Genomic DNA, 25,292 nt, shown 5'->3' with positions numbered 1-25,292 from the left:
GATGCTCATTATTAACGTTTCAATTTATTTTAAGGTTAAATGGAATTCACACAAAGAGAGGCCGGGTGTTACACCCGGCACCATTCGATCACTTTTTCTTCACCTTTTTCTTTTCGAACTTAATGATCGGTTCCTGTCCGACGACTTCCATTTTCACTTTTGTCAATCCTTTCGAATAAAAACCAAGTTTTTTTGCAGCTGCAGGTGTGAGATCAATGGAGCGAGTAGATTTTTTTGGGAGACGATCCGTTATTTTCACGATCACTACAGAATCATTCGAGAGGTTTGTCACTTTTACCAGCGTACCGAATGGAAGTGTTTTGTGCGCTGCCGTCAATTCATTCGGATGAAAGATCTGCCCACTTGCCGTCATTCTTCCGTTCCATTTATTTCCGTACCAGCTTGCAATGCCGGTGTCGGGCGGATATTGCGAAAAGAGTTTTGTATTTTCTCCTTCGTGAAAATCGGAAGGAAGAACTTTTGCAGAATCAGTTTTAGAAGAAACATTGATCGAATCTGCTGCGTAAACAGAATCATGCTGAGCCGCAAGTAAAACCGGGCTCAGGAATAAAAAAATAAAAAACAGGCAACGCATGGCGTAAGTTACAGTCTCTTTACTGATAATTCTGCATTATGAATAAACGGTAAGGGAAAGTTTAAAAATTCTTTGCGTCTTTGCGCCTTCGCGGTGAAATAGAAAAATCGAGTGAGAACCGCTAAGGCGTTAAGTGTAATCGAGAAAGAACAAACAAACTCAATAGATAAACAAATATGCCAATTATTTCAAACGCAATTGTAAGATACGCGCAACAGGGTTATCTTCGTCTTTGATTCTCCCGCATGCCTGAGAAAGTAGTCATCATTCCAACGTACAACGAAAAAGAGAACATCGAAAAGATGATCCGCAAAGTGATGTCGCTCAATGGCGATTATCATTTGCTCATTGTGGATGATGGTTCGCCCGATGGTACTGCAGCGATCGTGAAGCAATTGATGAATGAATTTTCCGGAAGAGTTTTCATTGAGGAAAGAAAAGGTAAACTCGGGCTCGGCACTGCATACATTCATGGTTTCCGCTGGGCAATGCAAAAAAAATATGATTTTATTTTTGAAATGGATTGCGATTTTTCCCATAATCCCGATGATCTGAACCGTTTGCATGATGCGTGTGCAAAACAGGGTGGCGATGTAGCGGTGGGATCGCGTTATGTGAAAGGAGGAAAAGTGCAGAACTGGCCGATGAATCGTTTGCTGCTTTCTTATTTCGCTTCGCTGTATGTGCGCATGGTGCTCTGGTTTGGTGTGCACGATACGACTGCAGGATTTAAATGTTACCGCAGAAAAGTTTTAGAAACCATCGATCTCGATAAAATAAAATTTGTGGGTTATGCTTTCCAGATCGAAATGAAATACACCGTATGGAAACTCGGATTTAAAATAAAAGAAGTTCCCATTGTTTTCACCGATCGCACGGAAGGCGTTTCCAAAATGAGTTCCGGAATTTTCAAAGAAGCATTCTGGGGCGTTTGGAAAATGAGATTCAAAAAAATTTCTGCGGTAGTGCCTTCGTGAAAACCATTCCTGTTCTTTTTACGTAAATAAGCAAAACCTTCATGAGAAAACTCCTCCTGATCTTCTCCATTTTATTTTTCACCAACACGCACGCTCAATCGTGTAGTGCGGGTTGTACGCGTAATCCTCATTTTCTTCCTGCGCGCCCCTATGGGACAGAATATTATTTTCATCCACGAATCGGTTCTTTATTTGCGTTCAGTGATTTTCAATTTCATTCTTATCAATTCAATGCAATATTTTTTTTACCAATGAATATTCGCCCTTATCAGTATTCCATTCCAACTGCAAATGTTTTCTGCCGTATGGAAAATTATTCCGGGAATCATTTGCCATTTACGTTCAGCATTCACGCGGGCATTTACCGCGAAGAAAAATACTGACGCTCATCAGTTGCGCTGTGCCTGACAATTCTCCGACATCGCAGGGAATTATCACTTGTACTTTTACAGAACAAAATTCTCCTCCAGAGAGGTGCTGCACGCAATGACAAAATTATTCCGGTTATTTATTTTTCTTTTCTGCATCGTCATTTTTTCATTCGGAAAATCGTCGCAAAAAAATATCGACAACGCGCAGGAAAAACATTTAAAAAATTTGCGTCAACTTACTTTTGGCGGCGATAATGCAGAAGCCTACTGGAGTCCCGATGGAAAATCACTCACCTTCCAGTCGAATTATAAAAAGTGGGGACTCTCCTGCGATCAGATCTTCCTGATGAAAATAAAAGAGGCGAAAGATTCTTCGTACATGCCCACACACATCAGCAACGGAGACGGGCGCACCACGTGCTCATACTTCATGCCCGACGGGAAACATATTTTATTTGCATCCACTTTTAAATCGGGGAAAGATTGTCCGCCCACCGGTGATCTGCACAAAGGCGGAAAATACCTCTGGCCCGTTTTTAATTCGTATGATATTTATGTTGCCGATCTCAATGGAAATATTACATCACAACTGACAGACACACTTGGTTACGATGCCGAAGCAGTAGTTTCACCCAAGGGCGATAAAATTCTTTTCACGTCCACGCGCGGGGGCGATCTCGATCTGTGGACCATGAATATCGACGGAACGAATCCGCAACAGATAACGCACGAACTCGGTTACGACGGCGGCGGATTTTTTTCTCCCGACGGAACTAAAATTGTTTTCCGCGCATCACGTCCGAAAACAGAAGAAGAAATTAAAGATTACAAGGATCTTCTCGCGCAGGGACTGGTTGCGCCGGTTGCAATGGAAATTTTCACTTGTAATGTAGACGGAAGCGACCTGAAACAAATTACCAGTCTGGGAAAAGCGAACTGGGCTCCTTACTACACGCATGACGGAAAGAAAATTATTTTTTCTTCCAATCATCAATCCACAAAAGGATTCGATTTCCAGTTATTCATGATCAATACCGACGGAACAGGATTGGAACAAGTGACGTACGAAAGTTATTTCAATTCATTCCCGATGTTCTCTCCCGACGGGAAACGCATTGCATTTTCTTCAAACCGTTTGAATGGAGGAACGCACGATACGAATGTTTTCGTTGCTGATTGGGTGGAATAGGTTACGGCTGGTTACGGATTACGAATCAATACTGATATACGGATCTTTCGTAATCCGTAACCAATTAAACTTATTTTATTATTGAAACTTTTCCAATGAGATTGTGACGCTGGCCTTCGCGGTCTTTGCAGTTGATTTTCCACACATACGTATCGATCTGTGCAATTTTACTTCCGCCTTTCACTGTGCCATTCCATCCTTCTCCCCATGAATTGGTTTTGAAAAGAAGATTTCCCCAACGGTCATAAATTGTAAGCTCATAATAATCGGGATCAACATCATTTCCCACCGGAAGAAAAATATCATTCATTCCATCGCCATTCGGCGTAAACGCATTCGGAACGTAAATAGAATAATAAGGTTTGATCATAAGACAATTCATTTCCGTACTCCAGCAACCGTACTGGTTGGTGACAATGAGTGAAGCGCAATAAGTTCCCGTATCAGAATAAACGTGACACGTATTCTGATCAGTACTTGTTGCCTGGTCATTCGGATCATCGAAATTCCAATACCAGGAAATAACATCTGAAGAAGACTGATCAGTGAAACAAATATTCGGTTCGAGAATTGTAGTTGGTTGCGGGCCAAGAATGAAATCTGCTGTAGGATTACTGTGTACAATTATTGCATTCGGAATCGTAACAGTGTCCCTGCATCCGTTGTTGTCAGTAGAAATAAGCGTAACCGGCCATGTTCCTGAAAGGAAACAATGCGTAGGATTATTTACAGTGGAAGTATTTCCGTCACCGTACAACCACAAACTCGACTGAAGATTCGGAGTTGTATTAATAAAATCGGCGCACACTTGTCCGCAACCTGCAGTGTCGTTATAGGAAAATGATGCAACCGGCGCAGGAGGAACAGTGATCGTGAATGTGGCAGTTGCAGATGGAGAACATCCATCGGAAACCGTAACGGTGTAAGTGATCGTTGATACCGGATGAACCTGGATTGAAATTCCGTTGAGGTTACCGGGCTGCCAGGTGTAAGTGTAGGGCCCGCCAATTCCTCCCGCAGCAGAAGCAGTAAGATTTGCAGTGGTGTTATTACAAACAACCTGGTTACCTGAAATTGCAGCGGTAACAGCAGGATAAACCTGCACGGTAATTTGCTGTGGTGATGACTGGCAACCGTTAGCATCAGTTGCAACAACGGTATAAGTTGTGGTAACGGAAGGTGAAACAGTCGGGCCGTTTGGTGACCAGGAATAATTATATCCCGGTGTTCCTCCGCTTGCAGCAGCAGTCATAGTATACGATTGACCGATGCAAATTATCGGAGCTGCACCGGTAGAAAGAGTGAGTGGCGGCGGAGATGTCAGCTGCACGGTGAGAGAATCCGAACAGTTGTACGAATCAGTTACGATCACGTTGTAAGTACCGGCGCAAAGATTGTTTGCAGTAAAAGAATTCTGAACAGGATTGGTTGACCATGTGTACTGGTAATTCGGATATCCTCCGGAAGCATTTACTGTAGCAGAACCGTTGCATGAAGCGTTACACAATGGTGAATTAACAGAAGTCACAGAAAGTGTTACACCCGGAGTATTAGTTACAGTTATTGATGCACTTGCAGTACATCCGTTTCCATCTGTCACTGTTACAGAATAGGATCCCGGGAAAAGTGATGTTGCATTATTTGTTGTTTGCGAAGTGGGATTCCATAAATAACTATACGACCCCGATCCGCCTGTTGCAGTGACGGAAGTTGTTCCGCTTGCATGATTGCAATACGCAGGGCCTGATGTAATAGATGTTATAATTAATTGCGGTGGTTGCCCTACTATTGCAGTATCAGAAATATTACAACCATTGATATCCGTAACTGTCACCGTATAAGTTCCCGGGCAAAGATTTGTCGCAGCTGCTGTCGTAATATTTCCCGGCAACCACACATAAGAAAATCCACCCGATCCTCCTGACGGAATTACAACGGCCTGCCCGTTGCACGTGTTGTAACATGTTGTTGCAAATCCTGCTGCGTTGAGAACTATAGGAGGAGGTTGTGTGATCTGCACTGTTGCAGTTCCTGTACAGCCATGTGCATCAGTAATTGTACAAGTATAAGTTCCGGGAGATAGATTTATTGCAGTTGAAGTTGTTTGTATCGGCACTGTGCTCCACGAATAAGTGAATGGAGGAGAGCCGCCGGAAATATTTACAGTTGCACTGCCATTGTTGAATCCATTGCACGTAACATTCGACGTCATCGGATCAATGATCGCAGTAAAGTCGTTGATGAAAATTGTTACTGCATCACTATCCGGCGGACAAGTTCCGTTATTGGTAGTCGTGAGTGTAAGTGTAACAACTCCATTTGTAATTTCGTTTGCCGATGGAGAGTAGGTGGCATTGAGTGATGTATTTGACGGAGAAAAAATTCCCGTTCCGCCGGACCAGACTCCTGTGGTTACACCGGTAACACTTCCGTTGAGATTCGCAACAGGGCTGCTTGCACAGATCATAATATCAGCTCCGGCATTCGCTGTGATCACAGCATTGAAAGCAGTAACAGTAACTGTTGCAGTTGCAGCAGGACAATTTGTAGTATCACTAATTGTAACAGAGTAAGTGCCTGCGCCGACAAAAATAGATTGCGTTACTGCTCCTGTGCTCCAGAGATAAGTGTACGGTGGAGCGCCACCCGTTCCATTAGCAGTAATTGTTGTTCCGGTATTTCCAAAACACACCGTAGGATTTAAAGGTGTGATATTCACAGCAAGTGTAGGATCAAAATAAACACGGACGGTATCACAATAAGGAACTGTATCACATCCTCCTGCGGGCAAACCACAAACCATATAATCAACATACGATGGCATTCCCGGCGCACCAGTTACCTGCACCGTATCGCATCCTGATGTGCAACTGAGATAGGAATTATATGCGCCTTGTGTTGAAGGATAAACAGAAGTCCATGTTATTGTTGTGACATCATAACCGGTTGCGAAAATTGTTCCGCTGCAACCATCATCCACCGTGATATTATTTGAAACAGAAATATTCGGAATAGAAGTAATGATGAATTGGTTCGGATTATTTCCAGGTTTGCAAAAAGTAAGATCATACGGACCGGGACCGGTGAGACAGATGGGCTGGCCAACCGGAACTGGCGGCCCGCAATTGATTTGATAATAAAGAGCGCCCGGGGGAACGGCGCCCGAATAAATATTGAAAATAATTCCTGTTGCAGCAGGATTCAGTGTGATGATGAAATGCACGCACACATCCGGATTCGATGCCCCGCAGCAAGTGTCATTACGCACTACATTCGGACTGATGTAAAAAGTATTTACGCTGCTCGAAAGATTTACGTTGAACGTGGGCGTACCGGCTCCGCATATTGGATTTTGCGCGTGTGCAAAAGAATTGAAAAAGAATAAAAACGAAAGCAGGAAAAAAAGAGGCAATATTCTTCCACCAGCCCCCTTATTTTTTTTGACATAAATCTCCTTCTCATTTTTGAGCGATACTTGCGGGGTTATAGTATCTTCTCTCCGGCAACACATTTCGGGTAGTTTTAGTACATGATGAATATTACGTTCCAATCTTACATAAGTTGCAATGATCTGTTGATTATCGACGAATGGTTATGAACCATAGATAGTTGGGAATGCAAACTTTTTCCAACCGGTTGAGTAGCCTCTGTCTTTATATCTCCTTGTGAAAGAAATTTTTTTTCAGCAGACTGAAACTTTTTCGGTACAGTCATTTTTCCATGCACACGCAGAAAAATCTCATTAACGGATTTTATTTCCGTTGCTCAGGAAATAATTTTTATTTTTTTGTGATTGCTGAAACAATTCTTTGCATTTGCATTTCTTTTCTGTGATTAAATTTGCCCCGCACATAAAACCACAGGCATGAAAAAAATAATTACGCTTCTTGCAACGCTCGTATTTTCTTTCTCCATAATTGCGCAGGAGATCAGTACGGAGAGAATTAAAAAAGACATTACGTATCTCGCTTCCGATAAATTGAAAGGACGCGGCACCGGATCGAAAGGGGAGAAGATGGCCGCAAAATATATTGCCACACAATTCAAAGCTGCCGGCCTCACTCCAAAAGGAACAGACGGATTTTATTTTCCATTTGAATTCAAACACAAAACAAATCCGCAGGACAGCGCTTCTCCAATGGAGGAACGTCATGGAAAAGATGTGGTGGGTTATCTCGACAATGGCGCCGATCTCACCGTGATCATTGGAGGACATTATGATCATCTGGGTTTGGGTTACGATCATAATTCACTGGATCCGAATCCGCAGGGAAAAATTCATAATGGCGCTGATGATAATGCTTCGGGCGCTGCGGGTGTAATGGAACTCGCGCGATATTTTTCGCAGAATAATGAAAAGGAACCTTTCAATTTTCTTTTCATTTGTTTTTCGGGTGAGGAACTCGGATTGTATGGTTCGAAAAAATTCTGCGAAAGTCCGACCATTGATCTTGCGAAAGTAGATTACATGATCAACATGGATATGATCGGCCGCTATAACGATTCTACAAAAACAATAATTGTTTATGGAGTGGGCACCGCGCCCAATTGGGTTCCCATCATGGACCAGATGCACACCACCTTTCATGTGAAAAAAGATTCGGCCGGAATCGGGCCCTCTGATCAGACTTCTTTCTACCTGAAAAATATTCCGGTGTTACATTTCTTCACCGGGCAGCACGCCGATTATCACAAACCTTCCGATGATGTGGACAAAATAAATTTCGAAGGAGAAAAAATGGTTCTGGAATACATCATCAACATCATCATTCAAACAGAAAAACTCGGCAAGCTGCAATTTCTCACAACGAAAAATCCGGACACAGGCACGCACACGTACAAGGTGCGCATGGGCGTGATGCCCGACTACACGTTCGAGGGCGCAGGCATGCGTGTGGATGGAGTGACAGATGGAAAACCAGCGGCGATCGCCGGGCTGAAACAGGGAGATATCATTACACAGATCGGCGATTTTCCAGTAGGCAGTGTGAACGATTATATGAAAGCGCTCGGCAATTTCAAAGTCGGAGATTCCACTAAAGTGAAAGTGAAACGCGGCGACCAGGAACTCACGCTCAACGTCACATTCTGAATTATGGGCATCTCTAATAACTTCGAACTGCTGCGTTGGGCTACGTCCTCAAAATCCTCATTTACGAATAGTAAATTCCGGTTTTTCGGACTTGCCCGCCTTGCATTTCTGTGTTTTTAGAGATGCCCTTATCTTTGTTCCCGCTTTGCGTCTTAGCGCCTTAGCGGTAAAAATTGAGAACCATCATCCGGAATGCCACGCTCGTCAACGAAGGGAAAATATTTTCTTCCGATTTGCTGATCGTTGATGATAAGATCGCCGCAATAAAAAAAGAAATTTCCGCTGATGAAAACACGAAGGTGATCGATGCGAAAGGATTACATCTTCTTCCCGGGATCATAGACGACCAGGTTCATTTCCGCGAACCGGGACTCACACACAAAGGAGACATTCATTCCGAATCGTGTGCTGCTGTTGCGGGCGGCGTCACTTCTTTCATGGAACAGCCGAATACAATTCCGCCGGCGACGACCGTTGAATTGCTGGAAGAAAAATACAAACGTGCTGCGGAAGTTTCATTGGCGAATTATTCTTTTTTCATGGGCACGTCGAATTCGAATCTCGATGAAATAAGAAAAGTGGATTCGTCAAATGTTTGCGGGCTGAAAGTTTTTCTCGGATCATCGACAGGAAATTTATTGGTGGATAATGAAAAACATCTCGACGATATTTTCCGTGAAGTGAAAATGCTGATCGCTGTTCATTCCGAAGATGACCTGCTCATCAAACAGAATCTTGAAAAGTACAAAGCGCAATACGGGGAAAATATCCCGGTAGAAATGCATCCGCTCATCCGCAGCAGGGAAGCATGCTATAACTCCACGAAGAAAGCCATTGAGCGCGCAAAAAAATACGGAACACGTCTTCACGTCTTTCATATCTCCACTGCAGAAGAAACAGGGTTGTTCTCCAACACAACCCCTCTGAAAGAAAAAAGAATTACTGCAGAGGCGTGCGTGCATCATCTCTGGTTTTCCGACGAAGATTATAAAACGAAAGGCAATCTCATCAAATGGAATCCGGCCGTGAAGTCTGCGAATGACCGCGAAGCACTGTGGGCCGCGTTGCTCGAAAATAAAATTGATGTCGTCGCAACGGATCACGCTCCGCATACGCTGGAAGAAAAATCGCAATCCTACCTGCAGGTTCCATCCGGCGGACCACTTGTGCAGCATTCACTCGTAGCCATGCTGGAAAAATCACGCGCGAAAAAAATAACTATAGAACGTGTCGTTGAAAAAATGAGTCACGCTCCCGCTGATCTTTTCAGAATAGAAAAACGGGGTTACCTCCACGAGGGTTTTTACGCCGACCTTGTACTTGTGGATCTGAATGCGGAATGGAAAGTTTCGAAGGAAAATATTCTCTACAAATGTGGCTGGTCGCCATTTGAAGGCGTGACCTTCCATTCGAAAGTGATGAAGACTTTTGTGAATGGAAATCTTGTTTATGACGAAGGTAAATTCAATGAAACGAAGAAGGGGATGAGAATGAGATTCGGCCCGTTCTGATAATTCTCTCCACAATCCCCATTTATTTTTCAAATACTATTGCATCTCATTGCCCGTTTATTGATATTTGTTCGAATCAAAAAAACAATCATGAGATCAACTCTACGAATTATCCCCGCCCTGATCCTTGGACTTACTTTTTTTCAAACGCGCTCCAACGCTCAATGTTCCGGTGGCTCGTTTCAGTCCAACATCACTCCAACTGCTGCCACACAAACCGTCGCCGTTCCGAATGCAGGATTGTATTATACGTTCAATGGCATTGGCGGAGCAGTTTACCAATTCTCATTCTGCGCTGCAGATGGAGGTTCGGCGAGTTACGATACACAACTCACGATGCTCGATAACACCGGCGCTTATGCCGGCGGTTACAACGACGACTGGTGCGGACTGCAATCTTTTTTACAATGGACCTGTCCGTCAAGCGGAGTGTATCGCGTGTTGGTCGCCAGATATTATTGCAATCTTAACGGCGGATCTGCGGCAACACTTGCTTATAAAATTCTTCCTCCTGCAAATGATAATTGCTCCGGTGCATTGTCTATTGCACTTTCCGGAAGTATAGCCGGATCCACTTCACTCGCCAATACAGATGTTGCTCCTTCGTGCACAGTAGGTGATGATCCGAGCGGCGGAGTGTGGTACACTTTCACCGGCGACGGAAATCAAATTGTTGCTTCACTCTGCGGTTCCACATTCGATACACGCATTCGTGCATTCACAGGAAGTTGCGGTTCGCTCAATTGCGTTGCAGGTAATGATGATTTCTGCGGGCCTCAATCACAAATAACTTTTTGTACGTTCTCCGGATTTCCATATTACATTCTTGTGTATGGTAATGCAGGAGCAAACGGAAATTTCACACTCACGATGTCGGAAAATTTTGTTGTCAATCCCGTCGTCACTCCTACATCCGCTTCGTATTGCGGATCAGGAAGTGTGAATATAACAGCGAGCGGATATACAATTTATAACTGGGGGCCGGCAGCAGGATTAAATACAACTGTTGGCGCCAACGTAATTGCATCGCCAACTGTAACTACCACTTATACTGTAGCAGTTACTGATGCAGGAACAGGATGTCCGGCTTTCGCTACTTCAACAATCACAGTCAACACGATTCCTACTGTAACAACAAGTGCGAGTCCGGGAGTAATTTGCGGCGGAGGAAATTCTACACTCACTGCTAATGGAGCTTCCACTTACACATGGATGCCGGGATCACTCAGTGGAAGTTCTGTTACAGTGAGCCCGATGACTACAACAACTTATACTGTTACCGGAACATCTGTGCAGGGTTGCACCAATACAGCAACCGTTACTGTAATTGCTCAGCCACTTCCGAATGTAACGATCACTCCATTGTCAGATTCTATTTGCATTGGAGGATTCACCACACTGAATGCATCTGGCGCATCAACTTATTCGTGGAATCCAACGGGCTCTACTGCGACGAGCATCAACGTTGCTCCCACTACAACTACAAGTTATGTTCTCACCGGAACAGATGCGCAGGGTTGTGTGAATCGCGATACATTGAATCTTGTTGTGAATCCGCTTCCGAATATTGTTGCGAGTGCAACAAATTATTCCGTGTGTCTTGGCTCTGCGGCTTATCTCAATGGATCAGGTGGAATCTCTTACGTGTGGAGTGATGGTAACACAACAAATCCTGATACAACTTTTCCGAATACAACAACCACTTATTCCGTTACAGGAACAGATGCAAATGGTTGTTCGAATACAGATACGGCGCGTGTGAGTGTACTGTGGGCTCCTCCTGTTACTCCAACTGCTTCTGTAAATACCATTTGTCCCGGAGGAGGATCAGTTCTTTTTGCTTCCGGTGGTGCGCAGAGTTATTTGTGGACGCCCGGTAATATGACCACTTCATCCGTCACTGTTTATCCAACTTCAACTACGTATTATGTTCTCACCGGAACTTATTCGAACGGATGTGTGCGAACGGATTCTGTTCAGCTTACAGTTTTACCTGCGCCGGTAGTAACAGTGACAACGCCAACGAATCCTGTTTGCGGCGGAACGAATTCTGTTCTCACTGCATCGGGTGCAAATTCTTATTCGTGGTCGCCGGGAAATATGGCGGGATCTTCAGTAACGGTAAATCCGAATTCAACAACAGTTTACACAGTTACAGGAACCGGAGCGAATGGTTGCACCGGAGATACCACGTACACACTCACAGTAAATCCTGCTCCGAATATTTCTGTCAGCGGCCCTGCAATTATCTGCACCGGAAATAGTGCAACGCTCAATGCGAGCGGCGCAACAAGTTACAACTGGAATCCGGGAAGTCTTAGCGGTGCGAGTGTAACCGTCACTCCATCTTCTTCCACTACGTACACGATTACCGGAACAGATGCTGCAGGTTGCAATGGAAGTACAATGTTCAACGTTGCAGTTGCAACTCCTCCGAATGTAATTGCATACGGCGCTGTTACGAATGCATGCACTGCTGATGCAAGCGTATTCCTCACCGGAGTTCCGTCGGGCGGAACATTCTCCGGGCCCGGAGTTGCAGGAAGTTTATTTTCTCCGTCATCCGCAGGCGTAGGCCCGCACACGGTTACGTACACTTACACAGATGCGAACGGATGCACGAACACGGCCACGTTCACGATCACGGTGAGCGCGTGCGTGGGTGTGCAGGAATTGAGCGGAATGAGTGGCGTTGATTTTTATCCGAATCCGAATGACGGAACTTTCAATGTGAATGTGGCGTCAGATAATATCCGCACGATGAATGTAGATATCTACGACCTCGAAGGACGACTCGTGTATTCTGAATTGCTCGACGGAATTACAATGGGATACCGGAAAACAATTGATGTGTCTTCACTTGCGAACGGAACGTTCTACATACGTTTCTCTTCCGAAGGAAATTCAGTAACGCAGAAATTAGTGATATTGAAGTAGAAAATATTTTTCAGAAAATAAAAAATCCTCCTGGTAATTCGGGGGGATTTTTGTTTTATCCCCCTCAATACCATTAGAGTTCGAAGAGACTTGTTCGCGAATTATTCTTTACAGGAGAGAAAAAGGATGACTTAATGATTAAAATTACTTCCGGTAATAAATTGAATGAAACTTTGTTCCATTCTGAAAGTCTGAATTTTTAATTCGAAATCAGATTTCAGGAAATTGGGTTCCTGAACAAAAGCAATCTTATCAACTATAAAAGGTTTCTGTTGCCAAAAATCCGCATCTTCTCTAGATGTAAACTCAAATACATTGGAATCAATGTTAATTGGCACCACTTCACTTTGCATGGAGGAAAATCTAAAAAAATACACACGAATGAATTCAGGAACACTAGAGTAACTACCATAGGTCAGTTTGATTCTAATCTCATTTAATCTAGTTGGTTGAATAGGGAAACTATAATGGTTCAAAGCAAAGTTTGTCTGATTTTCCGGGGTGTTTAACTCGGAATTATGGACAACCTCAAACCTGAATTTCTTTATTGGCGCAATTTGAATCATGATTTCTTATTTATAAATGTACGAAAAAGGATACAAAACATTAATTACTCAGAATTTGCGGTCAACTTTCCTAGCAATAAGATAAATCAAAATTCCAAGTGTAACGTAACCCGCGATTGCAACCACGCCAGCAGCACATTGCGCGGGAATACTTGAAGGTGTAACGTCTCCATATCCCAAAGTCGTAAAAGTCACAATACAGTAATAAAAAGCATCAAACCAGTTCCAAGAGACAAGATTACCATGCTTGAATACATAAAATTGAGGATAGATGGAAATCACAGTAGCAACTATCGCGTTTGCCGAAAGCGCCCAAAATGAAAGCACCCAAAACGAACTCCAATATTTCGTTAACAGTATTCCTAGAAAAAGGCTTATTCTGTTCCAAATACTTCGTTCATTAAGGCGATTTATTTGCGTCATTAGATGTTGGTACCAATTAATATACTCTTTTAATTCTTTTGTGAAAGAATCTGTGAGGTTTTTTGTATCTACATTTTCGAAAATAGTATGCTTCCCGGCATTATATCCGCCGCGAAAAAAATTTGAAATTGTTGCTGCAAGAATTCTAAAATAATTCGGAGCAGTATATTTGAATGGAACATGTACAGATTCATCATTCAATCCCTTCAAATTGGTAATCTGAGCATTCCTAAAATCGCAGTTGTCTAATGTGACATTATCCAAAACTTCGACATCAAAAATAGTTGCCCCGCGGAAATCAGAAGAGCTAAAACTTATATTTGACAATTTTACATCAGAAAATTCCGCCCCTAAAAAGGTTGCATCATCAAAAACCGCATTTTTAATTGTACAAGAATCGAATTGAGTTTTATCGAGATCAATTCCTATTAAATCCAACCTTCCCTGAATTAATTTAAATATTTGGTTAGTTGGTATCAAAGAAAAATTGACAATTTTGCTTTCCATATTATCAGAAATAAAAGCAATCACTTCGGATTTAAACCTTTTTCCTTCTGGGGTTTTCCAACGTTCTCTGTACTCGCTTGGGCCGGTTCGCTCTAATTTATTTGAGGTCAAGTTTCAAAAAGTATTTTATGATACTATAGAATCTTTTCTAACTAGAATGTCGCAAAATGAAATTGCTAAAACTTAGTTCGAATTTTCCACAAAGAAAACGAAATATATATTATTAAACACACATAAACGTTTGTAAATGATTGCAAAATTTTCAGATTGAAATCGCACGCAACGGATTAATTTATTGGTATGAAGCTGTTTTAAATTTCATCCATCTGCTGTTTTTTCTTGTACAAGAACCCCGTCTTTGTAAATTTCTTTTTTCGTCACACTTCCGTCTTCGGCATAATAAGTCCACGTTCCGTTTTTAATGGCGCAATATCCTCTCGCATAAAGATCATCCCAATTGCCAGTGAGATTTTCTTTGTAATGCCCGTTCACTTTTATTTTTCCATCCGGATAATATTCAAACCAATCTCCAACAGGGCAATCGGTGTATTGCACTCCCGCAGTAAGCAGATGATCGTTCTTGTCAAGCGTTTCCAGGTAACAGGGTTTGCAATCTCCGAGCTGATCATTGGGCACATAATATTTCATGTATTCTTTTTCAGAGACTTCTTTGCAGTCAACCCAATATTTTATTTTTTTCAACCGGAAATCCAATTCATGACAACTCTTGCCGGGCCCCGAAACCAATTCAACGTCATAATATTTTAATGTGTCGAGCGAAGAATAGATTGCAACCGAACTATCTGTTTGAGAAAACAGGGAAGTGAAATGAAGAAAAAAAATTGCGAGCGTAAATTTTGTTTTCATTGTTGGTATAATGGAATGAATGAGAAAAGATACAATGATAAATTAAAGTTCGCCCCGATGTGGCGAATAGGAATAGAAAATGACCGGTCAGGAAAAAGTTCTTGTAAAATTTAATGAACTATGGACGGACTGAATATTGCGTGAGGGATAGAAGGGAGCCCGCCGACCGGATAGCCCGACGGTAAAGCGAACGAAGTTCTGCTTTACCGACACGCCCAAAAAAAGAAGGGAAGAAATATTAGTTCTCACTCTACCACAAAACTCTTCACGCCTTTCACGTGCTCGCCCGTCATGTGCGCGAGTGATTTTCCAGTATGACATATTCCTAAATGGAATACGGACTTCTTCCTTTTAAGTTTGCACTCAAATGGCAAGTCTGGATCAAATGAAATTTCACAGGAAACTAGGAGCCAAAATTCTACAAGCCAGATTAGATTGTGGTTTGGAGCAAAACGAGGTTGCTGCAAAAATTGGCAAAACACAGTCCTATGTTTCAAAAGTAGAAAGTGGGGATATAAAAATTGATTTGCATACGTTGACTTTAATGATGAAAATATTGAAAAAACCAATCGGGTATTTTATCGCTGAGTAGTTCATGTCAAAAATTCAATCACTTCTTGCTTTAGAACCTGGCGTTGATTACGGAACAATTGACTTTGATAGAATTGTTGAGGATCATCCGTGGATTATTCAACCAAACCTGAAATGTGTTTTAAGTCCTGATAGTGATGGCTTGCTTTGCGGGTTGTTGATGTCTCATTATCTAAACTGGGAGATAGTTGGCTATTATGATGGAAAAGTAATGTTGTTGGATACAAAGCAAGTTGCACAAGATGTCGTCTTTCTTGATATGGAGATTTGCAGAAAGGAAATTCGAAGTATTGGACACCACATGTTGATGTTCAATAAAAAATATTTCCCATTAGTCAAAGACCAGTTTACCAATTGTATCCAGCCGAACTTGATGCGAAATTATGATGCAAAAACATTTCGATTGAAATATCCTCTTGCCACAGTGCATTTACTGATTGGTATTTTGGATAATACTTTCAAGAAAGTTGTGCTGAAGGAAAGCGCAATCTGTCCACTGTTTTTTACAGATGGGACTTTTAATGTCCTTTTTTCATATCCCGAAAACGTTTTGGATTGGTTAAAATATCTAAAAGCAAATGAAATACAATCGGCACTGCATTACTTGTTTGAGAACGATAAGTATTCAACGATTACGTTAATGCGAGCGATGGATCACTTTTTTAGAAAAAGAGATGAAATTAGTATTAGCAAACAAAGGGGAGATCGATTAAGGATATCGGAGAAGAATGGTGAATCTTTCAATATTGAATCAGATGATGACGGAACTAAAAAGATTAACGAAGAAGCTAAAGACAGAGCAATAAAGTTCATTAAATTACTTTCGGAATCTACCGGATGGTTATACAAAGCAGATTCATGGTCTTGGAATAAATTTTCTTATTACAAATTCTCTAAAGGAGATTTTAAAGGAGATGGGAAAAGATTAAATGGCCGGAATTTTGAAGAGTTTTTAAAGAAAAACCCTTTATCATGGGCAATGACAAGCGGAGATAATATTGAATATACTATTGAAGAACCTTCAAGAATGATCTAAGCAGGGAATGCTAAACTCTGTGTTTGAGCAATTCTTTCATTTGCAATTTTACAATACTCCTTAGAGATCTCAAATCCAACGAAATTCCGATTCAGTTTGAGTGCTGAGACCGCAGTTGAACCACTTCCCATCATGGGGTCTAAAACGATACCATCAGGAGGGCAGAAACAATTAATAAAATCATAAGGGATTTTATCCGGGAAAGGTGCTGGATGTTTTCTTTTTGTAACATCTTTGTCTCCTGCATTAAGATACTCCCAAATCGTTCCTCTGCATTTCATCGGATTGATTACAAATGTTTCAGATTTCATGGTCGAGCCATTTGTTTTTCTGTTGGCTCCCCCGGTCATGGTTTTGTTTCCGTGTTTTGACGGAATTTTTAATGGTTCTTTATTAAAATACTGAGGACGTTCTCCTTTAAAAAATATTGGCATGTATTCATGGTCCATTCTAAATCGTTGTCTCCACCAGGCAGCATCCATCCCAAATTTTTTATAAATGACACATTCAAACAATTTGAACCCTCCGTTATCACACCAATCAATAATCGTTCGAAAAGATGTAAGTGATTTCGCAAAATTTTTCGTCTGATCCTGCATAACCAGCGCAACTACTCCTCCCGGCTTTAACACCCGAAATAATTCTTTACCAAGTTGAGACAAATCAATAGCAAATCCATGGTAGTCGCGGATATTGTCGTATGGTGGAGAAGTGACAACTAAGTCAATACAATCATTCGGAAATTCTCTTAATCCAAGAACGCAATCCTCGTTCAAAATTTGATTCACGGGAATATTGTATTGGGAGTAATTCTTGGTTTCGATTGGATCAACTTTCATGAGAAATATTTTAGACAAAGTAATACAAAGCAGAGTTAGCATTTAGGCAAAGCCGACTTAGTTTTCATAAAAATATTAACGGTGAAATCTATCAATGTTTCAGTTCAGAACGAGAAATTGATTGTCTCTACTCTACCACAAAACTCTTCACGCCTTTCACGCCCGTTCCGCTCACGTGCGCGAAATACATTCCGGGAAGAACATCGAGTTTTATTTCGTACGAATTTTTACCAATCAATTTTTCGGAATGCACCACGCGTCCCATCACGTCGATCACGTCGAGCGAAAGTTCCTGTGAAGAAGAATTTTCGCCGGTGAGCGAAATCGTAAATGTTCCGTTATTGGGCGAAGGAAATAAATTCATTTGCAAAGAAGAAGAAATTGTTGGTTGCAGATTCGTGAACACATCGAGATCAGTTGCCCAGATGCCGCGGCCGAATGTGCATACATAAATTTTATTCGTATTCACATTCACTTCGAGATCGGAACAGATTACATTGGGCAAACCGATGCTGCGCAAAACCCATTGATTATTTACGGCATCAAAAAGATAAACGCCGAGATCTGTGGCGATCATTACATTTCCTGTTCCCGGAATATATTTTACGCAGTTCACCGGAATGTTCGGAAGATTGTATGAAACATTGGCCCACGAAGTTCCTCCATTCGTTGTGCGATAAACTTTTTGCCCCGCGGCGAATCCGGCGAGTGTGACCCACGCAGAGAGCGGATCTGTTTCTGAAATTTCTACACTCGTGTAATAAAGTGTGTCGGGAACATTTGCAGTGATGTTCGTCCACGTTCCGCCTCCATTGGTGGTTTTATAAATTTTCCCGTTCTCATTGTATTCATAACGTACACGCTTGGTCACATAAATTGTATTTGCATTGGTATTTGAAACTGCAATCGCAGAAATTTCTGTTCCGTAAGTGGGTTCGGTGAAATTCGAAATTTGTGTCCAGTTGAATCCATTGTCCGTCGATTTGTAAACGTTCTGGAAACCGGCGTACATGGTTCCGGGATTATTATAATCAGCAGTGAGCGGCGAAGTCCATTCTGCATTTTCTCCATTCATATTCGGATTCGTTCCCATATCGGAGAATCCATCGTTCTGCGAATTATAAAAAGATCCGTACTGGCTCGATCCGATCACATTCGAATTATTCAGCGGATCGAGATACGTATCCATTCCATCGCCGCCGAAGATCGTGAACCACGCACTGTTCTTTAAATAAAAAGTTGCGTTGTCCTGCGCGCCCGCACACAAGCGATCGGCCGCGTTGCGCGAAGAAGAAATCCGGTAGAAAGAAGTGATCTGCAGATTCGATCCGATCGTGTTCCAAACGGTTGGCCAGTTATTTCCGCTGTTGGCCGATGCCCATGTTTGCGTAATAATATTTGTGGTGCGATAAACTCCACCATCGGAACAAACGAAAATATTTCCGTTCACCGGATTTCTGTCAATGAAATGGATGTCGCCGTGAATAGTAGGGCCGTAACCAAGTGTCCAGTGACTTGCAGGATCAAAAGTATTTCCTCCATCGCTTGATCCGTAAAGATTCACTCCGCCGGTGTAAATAATATTTCTGTTCGTTGCATTCACCATAATGGCGAGATCATAAGTTCCTTGTCCGCCGGGAGAAGTTCCGTCGCCGGCTTCGAGTACATTCGTAGTTGGTGCAATGTAACTCCACGAGGTTCCCGCATTGGTAGATTTATAAATTCCGTACAAACCGAATTGTGTATCGCACGTGATCGCGTAAACATAATTCGGATCGGAAGGAGCGATCGCTAATTTTATTCGCTGCACAGTTCCCGTTGCCGGAATTCCTGTATTCAAAGTGGTCCATGTCAAACCGAAGTCAGTCGATTTCATAATGGAACATGCGCCATCATTTGAATTCATTACCCATCCTGTTGCTGCATATAAAATATTTGACGACACAGGATCTTTCTGCAGATCCCAGAATAATCCGGTGTTGATGGTGGTCCATGTTACGCCCGCGTCAATGGAACGATACATTCCCGAAACGCCGCACGCAACAATGATATTACTGTTGGCAGGATCAACGATCACTCTTCGAATGAGTGAAGCATCGCCTTGTGTGAGTTGAAATGTAAGTCCGGTTGGATTCCACGTCGCTCCTCCATCTGTTGTTTTGTAAACGCCGAGTCCGTAATGTGTATTTCTTTTTCTTCCGTTCAGATACAAACCAAAACCGATGTATTCAAAATCACAAACAGAAATATACATCGTGTTATCCGGATCATTCGGATCGATGGCAATATCACTGATTCGCGTGATGGGAAGATTATCAGTGAGCGGAGTCCAGCTTCCTCCGTCGTTCGTTGTTTTCCACATTCCTCCCTGCGCGACTCCTACAAAATAAGTGGAAGCATTCGTTGGGTGAAAAGCAATGCAATTTATTCTGCCGATACCATTTTCCATATAGCCGGTAATGTTATTCGGCAAAACATTCGGCCCCACAGGATACCACGCATTCATCAACGCAGTGGAATTATTCTCCGCTTGTTTCTGTTCAGCAACATCGATCGCTGCACGGATATAATCCGTAGGATCGCACACCTCACCGCGGCCATTGGTATGCATTTGTTCATCCATTTCAAACCGCTTGAAATATTTCCAGCCCTTTTCTTTTTTCAGGTTATGCGTTTCCTTGTATTCGCCGAATTGTTTTTGCATATCGGTGAGCGTAAGTGCAGAATCCGTTTTCGGATGAATGAATTTTTGCGCCGATAAAAACTGTACGAGGAAGATGGCGGTGAAGAAAAATATTTTTTTCATGAGGAGGGAAGTATTGAGCAGATCAAATTTAATGGAAAATAGTATGAGAACTTAGAGCTTAGTACTTAGAATTTAGATAAAGAAGAGAACATCGTTAATAGAACAGTAAAAAAATTGCCACACCACAAATCTCACTTCTCAGTTCTCCGCTCTCAGTTCTCACTTCTCAGTTCTCCGTTCTCACACTATCTTTACGTCGTGAAAATAATCGGTGCAATATTTTACCGGTACATGTGGATCTCGTTCAATACCCTCATGTTTTATTTCTATCGTTACAACCGGTGGAAGCATGCAGTGGGAAAAGAAAATATTCCTGCGAAGGGGGCGGTCATTTTCTGTTCCAATCACACGAATGCTTTTATGGATCCGATCCTGGTGGGCAGTACTTACTGGAGACGAAGCTGGTTCCTCGCGCGGTCGGATGTGTTCCGGAAAAAAACGCTGGCAAAATTTCTTTCCTTCATTGGCATCGTTCCCATTTATCGTTTGCAGGAAGGCGTGGAAAATCTCGCGAAGAATGACGATACGTTCGACAAATGTTCGCTGCTGCTGGGAGAAGAAAAAGCGATCATCATTTTTTCAGAAGGATTGTGTGTGCAGGAACGCCGTTTGCGCAAGCTGAAAAAGGGAACAGCGCGGATTGCGCTCGGCACAGAAGAGAAACACGATTTCAAACTCGGATTGAAAATTGTGCCGGTGGGTGTGAATTATTCGGCAACGCCGTGGAAATTCCGCAGCCGCGTTTCCATTCGCTATGGCGAACCATTCGACGTGAAGGATTACGAAGAAATTTACCGGAAAGATAAACCGAGAGCGATCAACCAGTTTACGAAGGATCTCGAGGAGAAAATGAAGAAGCTGGTGGTGGTAATAGAAGAAGATAAAAATGATGAGGTGGTGGCTCATCTCGAGGAAATGCTCTTTGCGAAACAAGCGCAGGAAAAAAATCTGGATGTTTCCAATCCCGCGCATACATACGCGGTCTCGTGCGCGATCGCGGAAAAAATAAATGCATTTGAAAAAAGATCACCGCACCAGTCCAAAGAATTCCGCCACGAAGTGAAAACTTATTTCGAAGAATTAAAAAAGAAAAAACTCCGCGACCGTGTACTGAACGAATATGACCATCGCCGTGTGACGGATTCGAAAGTATTATTTTACATTTTATTTTTTATCACCGGGTTGCCTTTGCACATTTTCGGTGTGATCACAAATTACATTCCTTATAAAATTCCCTGGCTCATTCAGAAAAAAGTGGTGAAGCAGATTGAGTGGAGCGCTTCGGTGAATGGAACGATCGGCGTTTATTTCTGGCAGATATGGTGGTTGTTGCAATCACTGGCGGTGGCGCTCATCTTCCGCAACTGGTATTTGCTCTTAGCATTCATGCTGCTCGTGCCCGTGAGCGGATTGCACGCGCAGGCGTACTGGGTGTACGTGAAAAGATTTTCGGGAAGCCTGAGATGGTGGATGACCGGGAAAGAAGAGGGAAATAAATTAATGCGAATGAGAACCGGAATTCTCTCGCGCTTTGAAGAATTGAATTGATAGCGAATCAAAAATTTAAAATAAACAGGGAAGTATTCTGTGTCTGGAAAAAAAACTTCCCGGATATTCACTGATGAAAACAGCAATGCCCATAAAATTGATTTTAATATTCTGTTTTCTTTTCCTGTTTCAGAACTCGGATGCGCAATTGTACACACAAAAAAATGTCGGGGTAAATGCGGGAGTGGTGTTTGCGCTTGGCAATCGTTTCGACAGGGTTGGAATAAGTGTGAGCGCGTATTATTCAGAAAATTTTTTCCAGATGAATTCCGATCTGCGGTATTATTTTAATTTCCGCAACCTGGGACCACAAAAAAAATACGGAGAGGCAGTCGCTTCATTGGGTGTGGTGTTTGGTTTCGGAAAAATGAACAGCGACACGAATTTATTTTTAAGTTCCGTAAGCAATCAAACGCATTACAAAAACAGTTTCGCTTATTCTTACAACTGTTATTTCAATAAAATAAAAACCACGCAACAAACGGGCATCGTGGGATTGCAGTACGATCATTTCAGTTTACTCATCGAGAATGATATTTTTGCGCGGCCACGTTTCGATCGTTTCCGCACGGGCGCTGTACTGCTGCAATACCAGGACAAACAATTTCAGTACGGAATTAATTCTACACTGTGGACCGGTCAGATGGGAAACCGCGTTGCCGATTCTTCGGCTCATTTGCCGTACGGATATATGGATACCACGGGTGGCGTTTACCCGAATTATTCTCACGGATTACTCAGCGCGCAGTTGAAAGTTGTTCTTCCTTATTCTCAATTTGCTCAGGTGAATGCAGGTGTTGATGCCGAGCAGGTGCGCGATGCAATTCAGAATCGTTTTATTCACGATGTATTCAGAAATAAAAATGCGCCAATTCCTATGCTCGACACTTATGGGCTTCCGTATTTGTACCACAAAGGGCAAAAGATAAGGCCTGCACGTTTTTATTATAATGCTTTCCTTGATCCGGGTGTTTTTTATTAGCAGTGATTTCAAAACACTGTTCTATGATAGTTTTTAATTGGGGCGCAATATTTTTTCCAGATCACAAATGCAGGACATTTTCTATTTGTATATTTATTCAGAAAAAAAAGATGTTTGATATTTCCATGAAGCGGGCTTGCATTTTTCTGACCGGTGTGCAGATCATGGTTTCTTCCTTTTCGTTTTCTCAGAACAATAATTCCGGTTTTTATTTTTCCATAAATGCGCATGATGGAATGATTCTCGCCCAGCATAATTATATCCGCGATATGGTGGGCGGAAATTCAACAGCGATAGAAGTCAATTTTTCGCGGCCGGTCTGCGGAAAAAAAATATGGCATTGCATTTATCATTGCCCGGAAGTTGGTGTAACGTTCGTCGGCGTTCAGTTTGCAAATCCTGCAGTTCTCGGGAATGGCTTTTCATTTTACCCGTTCATTAATTTCAATATTGCGCAGGGAAAAATAATTGCATTGAAATTCAAAGTCGGCACATCGCTCGGATATGTCACAAAAAAATATGGCGAGGACAATCCGACTAACATTATGATCGGATCGAACATGAATGGATTTGTGAATCTCCGTCTCAATGCGCAGATCCGGTTGTCGGAAAAATGGCGGATAGAAACAGGAATAGGGATGACCCATTTTTCGAATGGAGCGATGAAACTGCCGAACCTCGGAATAAATATGGTGTCGTTCAATCTCGGGCTCGGATATCATTTCGGTGAAAACAATAAAATGCAAATGCCGGATACTGTCATCTGCAGGGTAAGAACTTTTCATGTGGTCACTTATGCTTCTGTCGGATGGGCTGCGCTCACACGCGGCGATAGTAAAAAATATACTGCCGGAGTTGTTTCAATTAATTATGAAACGTTCAATGGAAAAAAAATAAAATGGAATGCCGGGGCAGAAGTATTGTATGACGGATCGTTGTACGAACGTTACAAAAGCGATACGATCATCGGGCTTGCAAATCCTGTTCAGAATGTGCAAGTGGGAGTAAAAGCCGGATTTGCTTTGGTCGTAGGACGATTATCTATGCCGGTTGAAATGGGTTATTACGCTTATAGCAGAGTGCCGTATCATTTTTTTCATCGCATTGGATTGCGTTACCAGATCAATGATCATTTTGTTGCCAGTCTTACATTAAGAACACGCTGGGCGCATGCCGATTTTTTCGAATTCGGTTTCGGGTATTCTATACCTGTTACAAGGAAGAAGTGTAAGGAGTAATGACAAATTTTACAGAAATCCAAATTTCCGATTGAAAGACGAATAATGACCATCTCAGGAGTTTTTCAATCTGTAATTTGTCATTCCATAATTGTCAGACTGAGCTTGTCGAAGGCTGTAATCAATCCTTCACCCGGTTCAATCCCATACTCTTCACCATCCAATCCGCCAGTGGTTTTTCTGCAGGACGATTTTTTAAATTCAAATACCAGCCGAGTTTTTTCAGCACGGGAACTTTGTGCGTTTCCACAAATTCAATGAGTGTTCCATCCGGATCTTCTATGTATGAAAAATGCCCGGCCGCTTCCCCCATGTCGAAACTGTTTGCTGAGTCAACAGTGAACGGATGATCTTTCTCTTCGCATAATTTTTTCATTTCATTCATTCCCACAATGTCGAAACACAAATGAATGAATCCGCGGTCGCCCCACCATCTTCCCTCGAAAATTTTTCTTGTTTTTCCGGCGACTTGAATTAATTCTATTTGTGATGAACCGAGCAATCGCGAGAACGCACCCGCGCGCGGTTTCGAATGTTTCAGTAAAACTCTTCTGCATTCCACATCTCCACCGGGAAGATTTTTCAGATCATCGAATTTTCCACTCTTGTCATAAACCACAGTATCGTATCCAAGAATTTCTCCGTAGAATTTTTTTGAACGTTCAATGTCTGTCACACCGAGTAACGCGCCCGCAGGCCCGCCTGTATGTTGTTTTCCTTTTCCGAACCAATCTGTTCCCGGAACAATTTCAAAGATATTTCCCCACGGATCGCGAACAAAAAAATTGGGTTGCCCGTCAGGAGATTTTTTTACTTCACTTAAAATATCAGCGTTTTTACTTTTCAGAAATTTATACGATGCATTCACATCATCCGATTTCATTCTCGTTACAAAATGTCCGATATCTCCGAGTTGAATTTCGAAAGGAACAGGAACCGGTTTGCGCGAAGTGTATTGCCATATTTCAAATCCGCCGCCGCCTTTCATATTCACGGCGAGAATGGCATGACGCGAATGGCCTTTTCCGCCGGTGTAAGGCAGCATGAGATTTGCTTCGGCCGCTTCTTCAAAAACCGGAACGTCCATTCCGAAATGCTGACGATACCATTTGAATGCGGCGTGAACATCTGGAATTCCTATTCCTATTTGCTGGATGCCGGAGATGACCATAATGTTGAATGATAAATGATGAATGATAAATTGTCTGCAAATATAG

The 25,292-nt window shown here is 42.3% G+C and carries 19 protein-coding genes; 11 read left to right on the top strand and 8 right to left on the bottom strand.

Translation table 11 applies throughout. From position 1 onward, the window contains the following. Positions 1-88: 88 nt before the first annotated feature. Positions 89-595, bottom strand: a complete 507-nt coding sequence (locus HY064_17115; GenBank protein MBI3512385.1) for a septal ring lytic transglycosylase RlpA family protein — start codon at positions 593-595, stop codon at positions 89-91. Between the two features lie 245 nt (positions 596-840). Between HY064_17115 and HY064_17110 the strand changes: the two genes are divergently transcribed. The 3 genes from HY064_17110 to HY064_17100 all read left to right on the top strand — a co-directional run bounded on the left by HY064_17110 (position 841) and on the right by HY064_17100 (position 3,132). Then, the gene (locus HY064_17110; GenBank protein MBI3512384.1) at positions 841-1,572 is read left to right on the top strand and encodes a polyprenol monophosphomannose synthase; all 732 of its coding nucleotides are present in this window, start codon (positions 841-843) and stop codon (positions 1,570-1,572) included. Positions 1,573-1,613: 41 nt separating this feature from the next. Beyond that, entirely contained in the window at positions 1,614-1,955 is a 342-nt protein-coding gene (locus HY064_17105) for a hypothetical protein (protein MBI3512383.1), read from the top strand. A gap of 103 nt (positions 1,956-2,058) precedes the next feature. Continuing rightward, positions 2,059-3,132, top strand: a complete 1,074-nt coding sequence (locus tag HY064_17100; GenBank protein MBI3512382.1) for a PD40 domain-containing protein — start codon at positions 2,059-2,061, stop codon at positions 3,130-3,132. A gap of 70 nt (positions 3,133-3,202) precedes the next feature. Here HY064_17100 and HY064_17095 read toward each other — a convergent pair whose 3' ends face one another. Further along, positions 3,203-6,643 carry a gliding motility-associated C-terminal domain-containing protein gene (locus HY064_17095; protein MBI3512381.1) on the bottom strand — a complete coding sequence of 1,147 codons (3,441 nt, stop codon included), beginning with the start codon at positions 6,641-6,643 and terminating at the stop codon, positions 3,203-3,205. A 354-nt stretch (positions 6,644-6,997) separates the two neighbouring features. Here HY064_17095 and HY064_17090 point away from each other — a divergent pair, with 354 nt between their 5' ends. The 3 genes from HY064_17090 to HY064_17080 all read left to right on the top strand — a co-directional run bounded on the left by HY064_17090 (position 6,998) and on the right by HY064_17080 (position 12,672). Then, positions 6,998-8,224 (top strand): M20/M25/M40 family metallo-hydrolase, encoded by a 1,227-nt coding sequence (locus tag HY064_17090; protein ID MBI3512380.1) that lies wholly within the window; start codon positions 6,998-7,000, stop codon positions 8,222-8,224. Between the two features lie 173 nt (positions 8,225-8,397). After that, on the top strand, positions 8,398-9,735 hold the full coding sequence (locus tag HY064_17085; GenBank protein ID MBI3512379.1) for a dihydroorotase: 1,338 nt from the start codon (positions 8,398-8,400) through the stop codon (positions 9,733-9,735). A 90-nt stretch (positions 9,736-9,825) separates the two neighbouring features. Then, entirely contained in the window at positions 9,826-12,672 is a 2,847-nt protein-coding gene (locus HY064_17080; GenBank protein ID MBI3512378.1) for a T9SS type A sorting domain-containing protein, read from the top strand. 131 nt (positions 12,673-12,803) lie between these two features. Here HY064_17080 and HY064_17075 read toward each other — a convergent pair whose 3' ends face one another. The 3 genes from HY064_17075 to HY064_17065 form a co-directional block, all read right to left on the bottom strand. Further along, positions 12,804-13,238, bottom strand: coding sequence for a hypothetical protein (locus HY064_17075; GenBank protein ID MBI3512377.1), 435 nt, complete (start codon positions 13,236-13,238; stop codon positions 12,804-12,806). A 48-nt stretch (positions 13,239-13,286) separates the two neighbouring features. Then, positions 13,287-14,279: a pentapeptide repeat-containing protein gene (locus HY064_17070; protein MBI3512376.1), complete on the bottom strand. Its 993-nt coding sequence runs from the start codon at positions 14,277-14,279 to the stop codon at positions 13,287-13,289. A 207-nt stretch (positions 14,280-14,486) separates the two neighbouring features. Next, a complete protein-coding gene (locus HY064_17065) occupies positions 14,487-15,035 on the bottom strand; it encodes a hypothetical protein (GenBank protein ID MBI3512375.1) in 549 nt (182 codons plus the stop codon). A gap of 367 nt (positions 15,036-15,402) precedes the next feature. Between HY064_17065 and HY064_17060 the strand changes: the two genes are divergently transcribed. Beyond that, positions 15,403-15,627, top strand: coding sequence for a helix-turn-helix transcriptional regulator (locus tag HY064_17060; protein MBI3512374.1), 225 nt, complete (start codon positions 15,403-15,405; stop codon positions 15,625-15,627). Between the two features lie 3 nt (positions 15,628-15,630). Beyond that, complete coding sequence (locus HY064_17055; protein ID MBI3512373.1) at positions 15,631-16,662, top strand: hypothetical protein; 1,032 nt, start codon at positions 15,631-15,633, stop codon at positions 16,660-16,662. Here HY064_17055 and HY064_17050 read toward each other — a convergent pair. Then, complete coding sequence (locus HY064_17050) at positions 16,659-17,501, bottom strand: site-specific DNA-methyltransferase (protein MBI3512372.1); 843 nt, start codon at positions 17,499-17,501, stop codon at positions 16,659-16,661. The two genes, HY064_17055 and HY064_17050, sit on opposite strands and share 4 nt — an antisense overlap. A 127-nt stretch (positions 17,502-17,628) precedes the next feature. Beyond that, positions 17,629-20,307: a T9SS type A sorting domain-containing protein gene (locus tag HY064_17045; GenBank protein MBI3512371.1), complete on the bottom strand. Its 2,679-nt coding sequence runs from the start codon at positions 20,305-20,307 to the stop codon at positions 17,629-17,631. Positions 20,308-20,505: 198 nt separating this feature from the next. Between HY064_17045 and HY064_17040 the strand changes: the two genes are divergently transcribed. The 3 genes from HY064_17040 (at position 20,506) to HY064_17030 (ending at position 24,075) form a co-directional block, all read left to right on the top strand. Further along, entirely contained in the window at positions 20,506-21,855 is a 1,350-nt protein-coding gene (locus HY064_17040) for a 1-acyl-sn-glycerol-3-phosphate acyltransferase (protein MBI3512370.1), read from the top strand. Positions 21,856-21,928: 73 nt separating this feature from the next. Then, positions 21,929-22,837 carry a hypothetical protein gene (locus HY064_17035; GenBank protein ID MBI3512369.1) on the top strand — a complete coding sequence of 303 codons (909 nt, stop codon included), beginning with the start codon at positions 21,929-21,931 and terminating at the stop codon, positions 22,835-22,837. A 110-nt stretch (positions 22,838-22,947) separates the two neighbouring features. Beyond that, positions 22,948-24,075, top strand: coding sequence for an acyloxyacyl hydrolase (locus HY064_17030; protein MBI3512368.1), 1,128 nt, complete (start codon positions 22,948-22,950; stop codon positions 24,073-24,075). A 121-nt stretch (positions 24,076-24,196) separates the two neighbouring features. Here the strand turns inward: HY064_17030 and HY064_17025 are convergent, their stop codons facing one another. Further along, positions 24,197-25,246, bottom strand: a complete 1,050-nt coding sequence (locus HY064_17025; protein MBI3512367.1) for a VOC family protein — start codon at positions 25,244-25,246, stop codon at positions 24,197-24,199. Between the last annotated feature and the right edge of the window lie 46 nt (positions 25,247-25,292).

This window comes from Bacteroidota bacterium (assembly GCA_016194975.1).
Taxonomy (GTDB): domain Bacteria; phylum Bacteroidota; class Bacteroidia; order Palsa-965; family Palsa-965.
Note: the sequence above shows the minus strand (reverse complement) of the source record. Positions and strands in the feature narration are given on the sequence as shown.